The organism is Terriglobia bacterium (assembly GCA_035712365.1).
GTDB lineage: Bacteria > Acidobacteriota > Terriglobia > UBA7540 > UBA7540 > SCRD01.
Window position 1 is genome coordinate 179,227 of sequence record DASTAW010000048.1, and the last position, 14,899, is coordinate 194,125.

General features: G+C 57.9%; 10 protein-coding genes. All 10 read right to left on the bottom strand.

Translation table 11 applies throughout. The annotated features are described in order from the left end of the window. Positions 1–50: 50 nt before the first annotated feature. Positions 51–3,317 carry an efflux RND transporter permease subunit gene (locus VFQ24_14885; protein HET9179640.1) on the bottom strand — a complete coding sequence of 1,089 codons (3,267 nt, stop codon included), beginning with the start codon at positions 3,315–3,317 and terminating at the stop codon, positions 51–53. Positions 3,318–3,579: 262 nt separating this feature from the next. Further along, positions 3,580–4,824 carry an efflux RND transporter periplasmic adaptor subunit gene (locus VFQ24_14890; protein ID HET9179641.1) on the bottom strand — a complete coding sequence of 415 codons (1,245 nt, stop codon included), beginning with the start codon at positions 4,822–4,824 and terminating at the stop codon, positions 3,580–3,582. Positions 4,825–4,827: 3 nt separating this feature from the next. Continuing rightward, the gene (locus VFQ24_14895; GenBank protein HET9179642.1) at positions 4,828–6,387 is read right to left on the bottom strand and encodes a TolC family protein; all 1,560 of its coding nucleotides are present in this window, start codon (positions 6,385–6,387) and stop codon (positions 4,828–4,830) included. Between the two features lie 330 nt (positions 6,388–6,717). Continuing rightward, positions 6,718–6,978, bottom strand: coding sequence for a hypothetical protein (locus tag VFQ24_14900; protein HET9179643.1), 261 nt, complete (start codon positions 6,976–6,978; stop codon positions 6,718–6,720). Continuing rightward, entirely contained in the window at positions 6,975–7,859 is an 885-nt protein-coding gene (gene iolB, locus VFQ24_14905; protein ID HET9179644.1) for a 5-deoxy-glucuronate isomerase, read from the bottom strand. The genes VFQ24_14900 and iolB overlap by 4 nt, the downstream gene beginning before the upstream one ends. 146 nt (positions 7,860–8,005) lie before the next feature. After that, the gene (locus tag VFQ24_14910; GenBank protein HET9179645.1) at positions 8,006–9,139 is read right to left on the bottom strand and encodes a LacI family DNA-binding transcriptional regulator; all 1,134 of its coding nucleotides are present in this window, start codon (positions 9,137–9,139) and stop codon (positions 8,006–8,008) included. A 998-nt stretch (positions 9,140–10,137) separates the two neighbouring features. Then, positions 10,138–11,214: a hypothetical protein gene (locus tag VFQ24_14915; GenBank protein ID HET9179646.1), complete on the bottom strand. Its 1,077-nt coding sequence runs from the start codon at positions 11,212–11,214 to the stop codon at positions 10,138–10,140. A gap of 3 nt (positions 11,215–11,217) precedes the next feature. Continuing rightward, complete coding sequence (locus VFQ24_14920) at positions 11,218–12,120, bottom strand: TIM barrel protein (protein HET9179647.1); 903 nt, start codon at positions 12,118–12,120, stop codon at positions 11,218–11,220. Positions 12,121–12,154: 34 nt separating this feature from the next. After that, positions 12,155–13,195, bottom strand: coding sequence for a Gfo/Idh/MocA family oxidoreductase (locus VFQ24_14925; GenBank protein ID HET9179648.1), 1,041 nt, complete (start codon positions 13,193–13,195; stop codon positions 12,155–12,157). A gap of 111 nt (positions 13,196–13,306) precedes the next feature. Continuing rightward, positions 13,307–14,482 carry a GRP family sugar transporter gene (locus VFQ24_14930; protein ID HET9179649.1) on the bottom strand — a complete coding sequence of 392 codons (1,176 nt, stop codon included), beginning with the start codon at positions 14,480–14,482 and terminating at the stop codon, positions 13,307–13,309. Positions 14,483–14,899 lie beyond the last annotated feature (417 nt).

Genomic DNA, 14,899 nt, shown 5'->3' on the forward strand with positions numbered 1-14,899 from the left:
GCTTTCAGAGATGACGGGCACCTACCTCCACGACCTGATCAGCCACCCGATTACGCCGTTTTTCTGCTCAGGTAATAGTACAAAACCGGCGTCACCATCAGCGACAAAACAATGGCGATCAGGATGCCGCCGATCACGGCGATGGCGAGCGGCTGGAGCATTTGCGAACCCGCGCCGATCGCCAGCGCCAGCGGAAGGAACCCCAGCGCAGCCGCCAGCGCCGTCATCACAATGGGCCGCAGCCGCCTCCGGCCAGCCTGCACAATCGCTTCCCGCCGGCTGTAGCCCGCCGCGCGGAATTTCCCGTCCGCGTCCAGAATCAGGATGCCGTTCTTGGCCACAATGCCGATCACCATAATCAGTCCCATAAAGGATGACAGATTGAAAGTTGTGCCGGTGAGGAGCAAGGCGAATAGCACTCCCGAAGTTGAAAGCGCGGCGGAGGCCAGAATGGCAACCGGCGCCGAAAAGCTCTTGAACTCAAACAGCAGCACGAGGAAAACCAGAATGACCGCCAGGAATAGCACCATCACCAGATCGCGGAATGATTGCTGCTGCGTCTGATAAAGTCCGCCATATTCGACCCGGATGTACGATGGCATGTGCAGGCCCGCCAGCGTCTGCCTGACAGCGGCGATTCCGTGACCCAGGTCGAGGCCCTCCAGTCGCGCCGTCACAGCCACGTACCGCTGCTGGTGGTCCTGCAGGATTTCCGTCTGGCCGGGCAGCTGCGTCATTTGCGCCAGACTGCCCAGGCTTGCAAGTTGTCCTGTTGGGCTAATCAGCAGGGCATTGTTCATGGCGCTCAGCGATGCGCGGGCCGCTTCCGGGAATCGAATCCTCACTGTGTAAGGCCGGTCATTCACCACGGCGGGCTGCGCCGCCGGCACGCCATCGAGCATGGCCTGGGCTTCGGTTGAAACATCCTGGGGCGTGAAGCCCGCGTGGGCCGCCTTCGCCACATCGACCTGATACACAATGGCCGGGCCGCTTGTAGTGGAATCGATCCCGTTGTCGATATCCACTACGGGATGCCCGCCTCCCGCCTGGATTTTGCCGATGGCGTCGGCAACCTTTGGGGCCCAGTTGTCCAGAAGCTCAGGATCCTGAGAGAAAAGCTCGATGAAGATCGGCTGCGGAGCATTGCTGAGGTCGCCGATCATGTCCTGGAGTTCCTGGACGAAATCAATCGTCACGGCGGGCACTTCGCGGGCGGCCTTGTCGCGGATTTCGTTCATGATCTGATAAACGTCACGCTTCCGGTCCGCCTTGAGCTTGACGGAGATGTCGCCCGTATTCGCTTCCGTCACGGTTGCCAGTCCAAGCTGGAGGCCGGTGCGCCGGGAGGTGCTGGCAACTTCAGGAAGCGACCTGACGATCTTCAGGATATCGCCCAGCAGGCGGTTGGTTTCCTCGAGTGAGCTGCCGGGAGGCGCCACGTAATCGATGATAAAACCGCCTTCATCCATCCTGGGCAGCAGGTCAGTGCCGATATGCCGGTAGCAAACAAACGACGCCACGATCAGGACCGCGGCCAGCACCGCCAGCCACCACGGGCGATCGAGCGCCCTGCGGAACCAGTGGTCGTAAAAATCAATCACCCGGCTGATGGTCTTTCCCATTGAGCGCTCTTCCAGCTCGGCCATCCGGCGCATTTCGATCTGTTCGGGCGCCAGGTCCTTCAGCTCGTCCGGAGTTGCAGGTTCCGCGTCCCCCGTCGAAGGTCCAGGCGAAGTTCCGCTGGCCGTGCCCGCCCCGGGCGGTTCCGCCTCAGGTCTCGGCTTGTTGCGCAACAGGTAAAGGCAAAGGTTGGGAGTCCAGGTCAGCGCCAGTGTCAGCGAAGCCAGCAGCGCCACGCCCACGGTGACGGCCAGGGCGCGGAAGAAAACCCCGGTGACGCCGGTGATGGCGATCAGCGGGATGAAGACCACGATGGGCGTCAGGGTCGAGCCGATCAGCGGCACGGTCAGCTCTTCCAGCGAGCGCGCCACGGCTTCAAACCGCCCCTGTCCCGCCTCGCGGCGCAGCACGGTGTTTTCCACCACCACGATGGCGTCGTCGATAATCAATCCTACGGCAGCCGCCAGCCCGCCAAGCGACATCAGGTTGAAGCTCTCACCCAGAAATTTCAGGGCCACAAACGTCATCAGGATGCTGATGGGAATCACCATGCCGGCGATGAAGCTCGAACCCCAGTCGCGCAGGAAGAGCACTAACACGGCGGAAGCCAGAATAATGCCGATCAGGATGGCGTCGCGCACGCTTTTGATGGATTCCCCCACGATCCACGACTGGTCATAAAAATTGCTGACCACCACTCCGGGCGGCAGCGTCTTCTCGATTTGCTGCATCTCCGCTTGCACTTCCGTGGCCACCCGCATGGTGTTACTCTGCATCTGCCGGTTGATATTCACCAGCACGGCAGGCTGGCCGTTGGCGGTCAGGATGGTGTAATTCGGCGCAACCCCTGAGGAGACGGTCGCAACGTCGCGAACGTAAAGAGGAAATCCGCCCGGATCGTTCTTAACATAAATGCCGGAGATTTCGGCCGGGTCATGGACCTGGCCGGTGATCAGGTCCAGGTAGAGCTGGTGATCGTGGGTCAGCAGCCCCGGCGACTGGACCAGGTTCGAGCGGTCAACCGCGCTCAGCAGATCGGAAACCGTCACGCGGGTTGCCAGCAGCTTGGCCGGGTCGGGCGTGATGTGGAATTCCGGCACCTCGGTCCCCTGGACCAGAATGCTGCCCACCCCCGCCAGGCTGTTCAGCCGCGGCTTGATGTTATAGGTCGCCAGTTCCCAGAGCTGGGTTTGCGGCACCGTCTTCGAGGTCAGGCTGTACCCCAGAATTGGAAAGCTCGAAAACTCCAGCCGGTTGGTATCAATCCGCGCCGTGGCCGGAAGGTCGGGCCGCACCTTGGCAATCGCCGCATTCACCCGCGCGAGCGTCTCAAACATGTCCACGTTCCAGTTGAAAAACAGGTCGATTTCCGCCGAGCCGCGGCTGGTGATTGACCTCACGTCCTGGATGCCTAGCACACCGCTCACTGCTTCCTCAATCGGCCGCGTGATGGTCACCATCATCTGGTCAATGGGCATCACGCCGTTGTCCACGCCAATGATGACGCGCGGGAAATTAGTAGTGGGGAAAACCGCAATGGGAATGGTGAACGCCAGGTAGGCGCCCACCAGCGCCAGGGCGATGATCAGGAAGATGATCGGTTTGGTTTCCCGCGCAAACCAGTAGGACGACGCATCCTTATCGCGCGCGCCGGAAAGGGGCTTCATGCCGGGATTCGGTTGGGTGCGGTTATCCATCCGTCACCTTGGTATCTTTGCGCCTTGGCGGCTTTGCGTGAGCTGCTTCTGCAGCTCTGGGTTGAGCTTTGGAGCTCCCATGATCATCAGAGCATGACAAATTGCTGAAAAAAGTTACTTGTTCGTGTCATCCTGAGCGTAGCGAAGCATCTGCTGTATCTTCCTGAAAGGCAATGAAGCAGTTCCTTCGCTCCGTCCCGTCCCAAAAGGGGCAGGCCTCCGCTCAGGATGACGCCCCGCGGGTGCTTGTTCGGCATGCAGCTTAATACTTCACCTTGGTGCCGTCCGGCAACGCATAGGCGCCCTGGCCCACAATCAGGTCCCCTGCTTTGAGCCCTTTGGTGATCTGCACCCGGTCGCCCTGCTCGATCCCGGTCTCGACTTTCGCCCGGCGCGCGACGCTCGCGGAATCAATCAACATCACGTAGGGGCCGGCATCAGGATCGTTCAGCAACGCCGCCCGCGGAACCACCAGCGCGTCCGGAACCCTCCTGGAGGTCATGGTCACTGTCACTGTTCCGCCAGGTGTCAATTTGTCGCCCGGGTTCCGTGCCTGCACCCATACCTGGACGGTTGTGCTGTTCGGATCAACCGCCGGGCTCACCACCGTCACTTTTCCCATCACTTGCTTCGATCCATCCGGCAGAGAAATCTCAGCCTTGTCCCCCACCCTCAGCGTTGCAGCCTCGGCTGCCGGAACCCGCGCCCGCGCCACTACCTCGGACAAATTCATCACCGTCACCAGCGGCGTCCCTGCTGAGGCCATGTCGCCCGGAAAGAGCGGACGGTCGGTGACAACGCCGTCAATCGGGCTGCGGATTTCCGAGTACGAAAGCTGTGCCGCCGCATTGTCATAAGCGCCCTTGGCGGCATCCAGTTGTCCCTGGGCCGCTTTCACTTGGGCCTGCATCCCCACGGATTGCAGCTTTTGCAACTGCTGCTCGGCGCTCTGCAATTGCGCCTGCGCCTGCACCAGCCCCGCGCGCGCCTGGTCCAACTGCTTCCCGGCCAGGGCGCCCTGCTTATAAAGGTTTTGACTGTTCTCGTAGAGCTTCTGAGCGGCTGCAAACGCCGCCTGGGCGGTCTTCAGGTTGCCTTTGGCCTGCGTAATCTGTTCGGGAAGGTTGGAGGCAGTGGCGGTTTCGTAATTCGCCTGGGCCTGCTCATAAGCGCCCCTGGCGCTAGCGGCGGCCCCGGCCAGGTCTCTGTTTTCGAGCTCCGCCAGCAGCTCGCCGGCATGCACGCGGTCACCGCGCTGCACATAAAACTTCCGGACGGGCGCGCTGATTTTGGGCACGATGGTGGCCTGGTTGAGGGGAAAGAGCACGGCAGCCGAAGTGATCTGATGCGCGATCTCCGCCCGCCGGATGCGCACCGCCTGCACCGCAACCAGCGGTTCAGGCTCCGGAGCTTCCTTTCCGCCGCAGCCGGCCGCCACAATCGAAACTCCCACCGCCAGCAGGGCGGGCGCCCAGCGCTGCGAGCGGCGCCATGACTTGTCGGGCATCAGTTAAAAGCTCCCCGTAAGCGTCTGCAAGTTGGCCAGCGCCACGCGATACCGGGCCAGGCCGGCCGCATAACCGTCGCGCGTCTGCGTCAGCGAATTCTGGGCGTTCAGCACATCCAGCACCGTTGCCTCTCCCCCCTTGTAGCGCAGCGTGTTCAGCCGCAGGCTTTCTGCCGCAAGGCTCGCCGAACTCCCGAGCGAAGCCAGCTCCGACTGCGCCGTGCGCGCCTCATTATAGTCGGAATAAAGGTTCTTCAACATTTGCCGCTGCGCCGCGCTCAATTCCACCTGCGCCAGCTGCTTCTGATATTCAGCCTGGCGCAGCCTGCTGATGTTTGCGCCCCAATGCCACACCGGAATGTTCACGCTGGCCGTCACAAAAAATCCCAGGTTGGGCAGCGAGCCGGCTTCCGGAAATCCGCTGGCTACACTGCGCAGCGCAAAGGCGTTGGCCTGGATTCCGTAATCGACGTCAAAGGATAGCGTCGGCAGAAATGCCGCTTTCGCCTGCGACACTCCGTAGCGCGACTGGCGCAGGGCGGCCATTGCGGTGCGAATGTCGGGATTACCGGCTTCTGCCATTTTAACCGCGTCTTCGAGGGTTGGCAGCGGCGGTGAGTTGTCAAGATCGTCCACCACGTTGAAGTTCTGATTGAAGTCCGGGAACAGCATCACTGCCAGCGCGAGGCGCGCATTTGCCATGGCGAGGGCAGCCTCCTGGAACGCCTGCTGTTGCTGATTGTCCTGGATCTGGAAAGTGATCACATCGCTGTGTGCCACTTCGCCGCCCTTCTCAAGGTCCTGGCTGGCTTTGAGCGACTGCCCTGCTTGCTGCATGCTCTGCTGCGCCGTGGCATAGCCGCGCTCGGCCACCACCAGCGCATAATACGCTTGCGTCACCGCCACCTTCAGCCCGCGCCGGGCAATCTCCTGCTGGGCTCGAGCTATCTCTTCCCCTGCCGTCGCAGTGCGGTAGCTGGCCAGCGTAAACGTGTCTGCGGAAAAGGTCTGCCGGAAGACTCCAAAGGCGTTGTAAACGTGAATGCCATCGTTGGTAACATAACGCCCGGTGGGCACCACGCCGTTCCCTTGCGTCAGGAGCTCCTGCACGGTAGCGTCCGCAGACGGCAGCAGCGCCGACCGTGCCTGCGTCACGCTGGCCCGCGCCACCTTCGTGGCCGTCACCGCCGCCTGAAACTGCGGGCTGTATTTCTCCGCGCGCTCCAGCGCATCCTGAAGCGTAAGCGTCAGCGGCGCGGCGGTATCGCTCGCGGCACCGGCCGAGGGTTGCTGCTGCGAATTCACTGTGGCGGTCGGCCCGGAGGCCAGCGTTGAGAGCAGCTGCGCCGCCGAAACACGCGAAATCCCGGCCGCGCTGTTGTTCTCCGCCGCCAAGGCCCGCGCACAGGCCAATCCCTGCACCAGAACCAGCGCACAGGCTGCCAGGACCGTTCCCGCCCCTCGCGCGCGCGGCCATTGCGCTCGCGTAACACCGCTCCTCGAGAGATTGGAAATGATGGCCGTTCGTTTCCGGCGTTCCTGCACACTCCGGCTGCTCTGCATGTTCACCTCCTGATCACTGGATCTACGCCGATTCTCCTCTTATTCCATCCAGTCGGATCGCCGCTCCCGAAGAAAAATACGCAAAACGTGATCCTGCATACCATACACGGCGGAGCAAAGAATTTCCTCAGCCGCATCTGGACAAACACCTGGAGAGCTTAGACGCCACTGCCTGTGATTCTCGGCGTTGCGAAACGCCCCCCGGAAATAATACATCAACGAAATATCCGGACGATTCGCCGCCTACGGCTCGTGAGGGTATTACCCCTCAACCTGCAACACGCTTTTCGACCATATCCGAGTCGGCCAGGCCAAGTCCTGAAGTCTGAATTAATTTCCGTTTATGCAGGATACCCATAGCGGCTTCGCAGGCCAACAGGTGATGCCTCCGTGCAGACCGTCAAGCAATGAAGTGGACTTGAAGTTCCCCCGGCCTAAGCCGCTGTCGCACTGCAGCGCGTAGACCCAGCGAAGGGCGACCGGGTTCCCGACTTCCTGAAATTGGCCGGTTTGCGGCCGCTGCCACTGAGCGTGGATGTAGAGTTGCAGGTCGCGCGGAGCTTTGCTGTCCGCCACTCCTGAGGCTCTCATGTCCGCCTCCACTCTTGTTCCACGCGGTCGTAATGATAGCGTACCAACGGTAGGCGTGGGTCTATGTTCGTCCACGTCGAACAAACCCAGGCATGATCGGGATCCGCGACGTTGGCAAGCGAACGGGCACTCCCCGCTAGACAATTCAGGTAGTAGACGTTATACCCGTGGCCGGCAACAACAGGATGGAAGCCGTCACGGACTAGCACGACATCGCCGTCAGTCACAGTTAGAGTTACGTCGTTCCGGCCTTCTCCGCGGTAAAGACGCTGATACGCATATCCCGCTTGGCGATCCATGCGGTAGTAATAGATCTCTTCCAAGTCGACTTCAAGGGGAGGATTGTGCACATCGTGCTTGTGCGGTGGGTAGCTCGACCAGTTTCCGCCCGGTGTATAGACTTCCACCAGCATCAATTTATCTGCGGGAAATTCTGGCGGCATCACATCTACAATTTGACGTGAAGCGTTGCCGCCACCTCGCAAACTCACTCTGACATCTTTCGGCGAAATCAGCCTTGGTTCAAGCCGGGCATTCGACGGCACGGAACACAAGGCGAACTCACAATCGGTCTCCGCCTCGACCCGCAAGCAGTTGCCGGGAGGCAGGTACAGCGCATAAGGAAGGCCGTCGAAGACATGGGTTCTTTCTCCAATGCACCGCCGTCCCTCACCCCAATCCGTCCAGCATTTTCCCCCCAGGAGGACAAGTGCCGTTTCCTGATCGTCGCTCAGGACCTTCCAACTTGTGTTCGCTGCAAGGCGGTGGACAAAGAAGCTCATATACTCCCATCCTGCTTCCCCCCGCGTAAGATGTATCAGTTCGCCTGATTGTCCAACCGTGATCTTCTTCGAATGAACGCAATGAGTGCCCAAGCTCATTTCTGTTTTCTCCTCCAAATCCTACTTAGACCTGCCTTCTTCTTTCGCTTGCAGCCTGCAAATCGAAAATGGCGATTGCTTATCCACGTCACGCTTTGGAGACTGGGACTCATGTTCTGCATGACAACGTAACTCCCGATTCGCTTTTATGGCGTCCCCTCCCTGGTTAACTGGACTTCGGAGGTATGTTCGGATATCTGCAATGGCTCACCCGATGCACTTTCCACCGGCCTTCTCATACGAAGCGTAAAGCCACATGATTCACGCACTATCATTCGAGGAATCAGCTTCCTGATGATCGGTGGACCGGACTTATGCTCTATCCGCTTCAACAAAACTTCCGCAGCCTCAGCTCCGACCTCGTATTTCGGCAAGTCTATGGTTGTCAAACGCGGATGGAAGCCATCCATTAAGGGATAATCATCGAAACTCACCAAAGCGAAGTGCTCAGGGCAGCGCATTCCCATTTCGTTCGCCGCTTTCAAAAAGCCAGCGGTCATAGGGTAATTCGCCACATATACGGCATCCGGCCGGCGGGGGAGCAAGGTGAGGCCAGCCCGATAGCCAGAATCGAAATGGTAGTCTCCTTCGACTACCAGATCTGGGAGCATGGGTAATCCGCTAGACTTTAATGCCTTCCTAAAGCCCTGCAAGCGTGCCCGGCCGTTACTTACATTGAGAGGACCACCCACAAGAGCGATTTTATGGTTTCCCATTCGTGCCAAATGACATACGGCCTCAAATGCCCCTTGAACGTCATCAGTAAGGACTACATCTGTTTTCAAACCGGGACATGTTCTCATCATCAGGACGAATGGAACTTCTGTATCTGACAGCATCTGGAGTTGCCGCGTAGTGAAGGGTCCTGGCGCCTTAGTAATCAAGATTCCGTCCACGCGTTTCGAGAGCAGCAACTCAAGGTACTGTTCTTCTTTGTCCTGGCGGTTATCGCTGTTACATAGAAGGGTACTGTAACCGCTTTTCTGAGCCGTATCCTCAGCGCCGCGAACGACAAGCGGGAAGAAAGGATTGGCGATGTCGGGTACGATGATCCCAATCGTATGGCTTTGCCGCTTTGCCAAGCTCCGTGCAACCAAATTAGGACGGTAGTTCAGTTCGCGGACCGCCGACTCTACACGCCGTCGCAAAGTCGAGCTCACTTGATCACTATTATTGATGACCGCTGAAACTGTGAAAACTGAAACGCGCGCTTTTCGAGCGACGTCGTAAATGTTCGCCGTCTTCTTGAAACTCCGTCTTCTTCTTTTCTTTGGATGCATATTCCTTCAAATCCTTCCGCTTATGTGAGCGTGCCCGAATTCGTCGCCTTGCCCGCGGCAAGGAGACTTGTAACCTCGTCTAGGCGCGGCATGGCATCTGAGCAACTCACTCGACTGACAACAACTGCGGCGGCGGCATTTCCGTATTGCAGGCACTCTTCCAGTGGGAAACCTCGGTCGAGAGCGTAAAGGAAACCCGCTGCAAACCCATCGCCGGCTCCGATCGTACTGACTACATTGACTGGAATAGGATGAGCCGACCACGATCCTTCCTGCGTGAGGGCTGTTACTCCATTCGCTCCGAGTTTGCAGACAACAATCCTCACACCCCTTGACATAGCAGCTTTGGCTTGTTGGGGCACTTCAGACTCGCCAGTGAGCAAAAGCAATTCATCCTCATTGCCAAGGACGACATCTATCCATGGAAGAGCTCTACGCGCCACCTCACCAGCGCTAGCCGACGAAGGCCACGAACTTGCGCGATAATCAACGTCAAAAACCGTACACAAACCCGCTTCCCGAGCGGCTGATAAGGCCCTGAAGGTTGATTCGCGGGAAGGGGAAGCGCACAAGCTTGTGCCATTAGTCACAAACATCCTCGCGTGCTGGACGTAAGCCAGTTCAGCTTCATCCAGAACGACCTGCGAATCGGCAGGTTCGCTCCGGTAGAAAACCTGAGGGAAATGACGGGGCGGTGATACCTCCGTAAGACAGAGAGATGTGTTGTAGTCTTCAACAAGTCGGACGTATTGTCTGTCAACCCCTTCCCGCGAAAGGACCTCCAGTAAATAGTCCGCCAAGAGATCTTTGCCGAGGCATCCAATGATTCCCACTCGTAAGCCGAGACGAGCAAGGCCAATTGCAATGTTGGCGCTGGATCCCCCCAGATGCCTCGAAAAATGTTCCACTTGAGCGAGAGGACGATTGTGCTCTACTGCGTACAAATCATAGCCAATCCTTCCCAAAACACACACATCCATCATGTTCCCTCAACAAACTTATTGGCGCACTCCGCGAACGTGCTTTCTCTGAAGGACGGGGGAATTTGAACCGGACTTCCTAAGATTCAAAATCGCTTCTTCTAACTTGACACCGCGGTGGACCATCGAGGTCAAGGCGCGACACATTGGCAATGGGTCCTCATGTTTTCCAGGAAAAAGCAAGTTGCGACCGATGATCGCGCCGCGGACGCGAGTACTCGAAGCAAAGCCGTCCGAAAAATCCCCAAGCGTGTCAGATGGCCTCTCGCGTGGAGGTCCGCCAAGTAACAGAATAGGCACCGTCGTCGCCCGACCCACCGAACCAAAGTTCTCACAATATGGGAGCTTCAGCCACAGATTGGACGAGGAATCACCAAGCGCCGTGGCAATGCCACACTGTCGAACGAGAGTCGCCGAATCCGTTTTCACGCAATAACCATTCCCGTCCCGAACAACTTCGAGTGGCTCCAGGAATGCGGTCAACTGACACCGTCGCAATTCATTCAATTCCCGTGAACAGGCCAGAATGGTCCGGGCCGATGCGGGGTCCAATGGATCCAAACGGTAAAGCATTTTGCCGCCGTCACAGCCCAATTCGGCAAGACGCTGTGCCGTAATGGATGTGAAGCTGTCTTCCATTTCAAAGGCGCATCCTGCCAGGCCGCCTCGATTCATGCTCCCAACGATGACTTTCGAATCGAGGAACGTCTGCCTCCTTCGCTGACGTTCGAGAGAACTTAGGAGCAGGAGCTCGTCTAGCACGTCACTCGCGGCCACTATTCCGTCGAGGTCTGGATCTGACAAAAGGCGACGTGCCCGCGCCAACAGTTGGTAACGGTCGCCCATTGCTAGATCATCATCACGTATCCGTGTAATGCCCCGTGCGGGATGGTCCAGTGCCACCAAAACCAGCTTTCCATCCCTACACAGTTGTGGGCGTTTCTTTCTTCTTCGAGCCTCCTGTTCGATCAACTCCGGATGATCGATCCTGAGGTCTGTAATCCTTTCGAATAAGTTCGCTGGCAAATATGCCTCTGCATTGAAACCACCAGCCTTGAAATCAGACCGTTCAGCCTCACTTAAGCCTTTTTTCATCCTTCAATACCCCAGTTGCGATAGAAAACGCCTTGCGGCACTGGCGTTCGCCGACGGCGTGTCGGCACCTCGTCCCCCAGCCAGCACATCCTGCTCAACGACAACCCAGCCTTGGAATTGCAGGTCCCGCAAGGCCTCAAGAACTCTTGTAACATCTATATTCCCTTCGCCGAGCCGCGCAAACACCCCGTGGCGCACCCCTGCATGGAAATCCAGTTCCTTCGAGCGGGCGGAATTCAGCAGGCTCGTAGAAATATCCTTGAGGTGTACACAGAGGACCCGTCTCCCGTACCGTTCTAACAAATCAATGGGATTACCTCCTCCATATACACAATGGCCAGTGTCCAAGCATAATCCTAATTCGTCGCCAGAAAACATGGTTAGAAGTCGATCAATCTCGTTGGGAGTTTCGACGTGTGTTCCCACATGGTGATGAAAGGCAACTCTCATTCCATGGCTCATGCATAGCTGAGTAACTCTCCGGATCGCCTGCGTAGCGATTTGCCATTCCGAATCACTCCAGGAATGACGGGTGGCCTCGGCGGTGCGTCCGGCGGTTGCGGACCGTTCAGCGCAGACTTCGTCAGAAAGAATCAGCAAGCGACAACTAGCTTGGCGGGTTAGGACGGCTGTTCGCTCGATGTGAGTCAATCCGTCGCGATGCGCTTCGATCTTCCCCAGAGGAAAGGCAACAAAGGCGGAACAAAGCTCCAGATTGCGCTGCTGCAGTTCCTGTCGCAGGGCTGACGGGTCCGTAGGTAAAAAGCCATACGGGCCCAGCTCGGTTGCGGCGTACCCTGCCTCAGCAATTTCGTCAAGCACGCGTGAATACGGATACTCGGGCGGAAAAGCAATCGACTCAGTAATTCCCCAGCTCACAGGAGCACTCGCGATTCGCAGGGTCATTCTACAATCTCCTGGCCCGAGACCTTAAGGGGAGTCACATACCAGCCACGCTTGCTGGCCCCGCCTCTGTAGAAACCTCCACCGGGCGCGATTCTCGAAACGATTGTTCCGCCGCCAGAGCGGCGATCAGAGCCTGCCGTCCGTCTTGGCCCGTGACGCGCACCGGCTTGCCGGCGATAACGTTCCGAACAAAGTCACGCATCTCTTCCAGATAAGCGTCGGCAAAGCGAACCAGCCAATGGTTTACGATGTCCTGCCTGATGCCATCCCTGGTCAAAACATGAAAGGCGGTCTGGCGCAGGTAGCCCACATGCACAGCGCCCTTTGTCCCCAAAACCTCGGTACGAATGTCATAGCCATAAGTCGCCTTGCGAAAAGCCTCTATGTTTCCGATCCCTCCGCGGGAAAAACGCAGATTAACCAATGTCGCATCAACATCGCCGAAGCGTGCGAGCTCAGGACAAGCCAGCAATCCAGCGTATGAGTGGATTCCAGCCACTTCGTCTTTCATCATCCATCGGGCCAAATCAAAGTCATGGATGGCCACATCGCTGAAGATGGTCCCGTTTACGCCTCCTTGAAAAAAAGCTGGGGGAGGAGGCTGCTGATCGCGCGCAACTGACTTGAAGATCACGGGATCCCCGATTTCCCCGGCCTCGATTTGCTGCTGGGCCGCGGCATAGGCCGGATCATACCGGCGCATGAAACCGATTTGGAGCTGGACTCCTGCTTTGGTTACAACAGCCAGAGTTTTGTCTGCGTCCTCCTTCGAGAGGGCCAGCGGCTTCTCGCAGAAGATATGCTTTCCATGGACTGCCGCCTCCTCAATAGCTTTTCCATGGAATTTCGAAGGCGCGGCGATGACAACGGCGCGAATTTCTTTGTGTTCGAGAATGCCTTCCAGCTTGTCGTAATATTGTGGGATCTCCAATTCCGCCGCCACCTGCGCGGCACGCCTGCCGTCCGCATCGGCCACCGCGATGAGCCTTGCCTCTGGGATCTTTCGCCGGAGGTTTTCCGCATGCCGTTTGCCCAGCGTCCCCACTCCGACAACGGCTGTACCTAGTTGCTCCACGACGCATCACCTCTTCAGCCTGAATCGCTTCGTTGCTAACCGCTTAGGACTTGGGAGCCTTACTAAAGATCGGCGGTCCCATCTGACAGTTATCCCTGTTGGGATAATCCTTTATGAAAACCCGGTACGTTTCCACAGGACCCACCCGCAAATCACCAGGAACAACAGCATGGCCAGGACTAGTCCGACCATCCAACCCATTTTCATCCCGATCGGTGGAATTGTGGCAAGAGATCCCAGCCAGACAAAGACCGCCACAGCGGCAACTACAATTAGTCCGTCCCACCATCGGCGAGCGGGAACCTCACGGGCAACAATGTCTTCCCCTCGCTGGGAAGCCTGCGCGTCTTCAAGACTCAAGCCGTAGCGGAGACACTCACGCGCGATGGCTTCTTGGGTGGAAGCCTGTTCAGCCGCAGGGGCCGCGGCCATGCTGATGGCTACCGCCCCAACGATCATGGTCATGGAGCCGGCAAGAACCAGCCAGCGTGTCGCGCTACCGCTGCCGCCAAATTCACCGAATACAAGAGCTCCCCAGGCAAGTCCCCAGAGTTGGTTCGTATTCGAAAGGGGAACACCCCGGCCTATGCCAATATATTTGGCGGCATAATTCTGGAAAAGGTCTCCCACTACCCAACAGAACCCTCCGAGAAATAGCCAGAAAAGCGCTGTCTTCGCCTCCCTGAGGTCACTCAGTACTCTACTTGCGCCGCCGAGAAACGTCAACGCAAGCGCCGACATCGTAATGAGCTCGCCGACCGTGAAAATGGTTACGAACGAAATCGGGTTTGTGCCGCTCAAGTAAGCTTTACGATACGGAATGTACATGGTTCCGAACATCAAACCCGCGGCGACCGCGAATGCGATTCCAAGCAGAGCCCTGTGCGGGGAGGACGAGTTTTCCTGGGAGGAGGCGTAACCAAGAAGGACAGCACCACCCAGAATCGCAATGGCCCCTCCCACGACTTTGACCCAATTCCCGATCCCCGCACCTCGAAGTTCTCTGAAGAAAAACCAGCCCCAGAATACCCCCACCAGACTGTTAATATTCCACAGAGGAAATGCAATGGAGAGCCCCACATCGCGGACCGCAAAAACGGTTAAAGTGTTTCCTACAGCCCAGAGCGATCCAGCCAAGACCGCCCAGATCATCAGATGCGCCCTTTGGCGCAGATCGACGAAGACATAAACTGTGCCTTTGAGAATCGTCGGTAGTGTCCATCGAGCGACGAACACGCCGGACACCATCGCCAGCGAAATCAGGAATGGAGAAAACCCAACCGCCACCAGCTTAGTAGGCGCCTCCGCGCCGGCTAGCCACGTGGCGGCGGCCAAGCCGCACAGGACGCCTAGCCCATGAAGCGTACCAGTTTTCGCTCCTAATGATCTACTGGTCTGCACCGGCATCAAGATTAACCTCCGGTTGACACCATTACCACAAAGCGGAGACAGGTGGGCAACTTCTGTCCAACATCACGCAGCTACGCCGACGACCTTGAGTTAATGAAGGAGGACTAGTAAGCTGACCCCGATCATCAAGACAGCCACCGCCCAAAACTGGCTGTCTGTGAAGACCGCTATTGCCAGCGACACTTCGAAGCGCATTTTTCCGCCTGGATTCCACAACCGAACTTGACTAACCCAAACTCTGCCCATTGGCACCACCACGCACTCCCGGGCGTGGTGCAACTCTATCATGGCCGA

Excerpts from the sequence above, each read along its gene's own strand:
- VFQ24_14885 (HET9179640.1), bottom strand. The coding sequence starts at position 3,317 with ATGGATAACCGCACCCAACCGAATCCCGGCATGAAGCCCCTTTCCGGC.
- VFQ24_14890 (HET9179641.1), bottom strand. The coding sequence starts at position 4,824 with ATGCCCGACAAGTCATGGCGCCGCTCGCAGCGCTGGGCGCCCGCCCTG.
- VFQ24_14895 (HET9179642.1), bottom strand. The coding sequence starts at position 6,387 with ATGCAGAGCAGCCGGAGTGTGCAGGAACGCCGGAAACGAACGGCCATC.
- VFQ24_14900 (HET9179643.1), bottom strand. The coding sequence starts at position 6,978 with ATGAGAGCCTCAGGAGTGGCGGACAGCAAAGCTCCGCGCGACCTGCAA.
- iolB (HET9179644.1), bottom strand. The coding sequence starts at position 7,859 with ATGAGCTTGGGCACTCATTGCGTTCATTCGAAGAAGATCACGGTTGGA.
- VFQ24_14910 (HET9179645.1), bottom strand. The coding sequence starts at position 9,139 with ATGCATCCAAAGAAAAGAAGAAGACGGAGTTTCAAGAAGACGGCGAAC.
- VFQ24_14915 (HET9179646.1), bottom strand. The coding sequence starts at position 11,214 with ATGAAAAAAGGCTTAAGTGAGGCTGAACGGTCTGATTTCAAGGCTGGT.
- VFQ24_14920 (HET9179647.1), bottom strand. The coding sequence starts at position 12,120 with ATGACCCTGCGAATCGCGAGTGCTCCTGTGAGCTGGGGAATTACTGAG.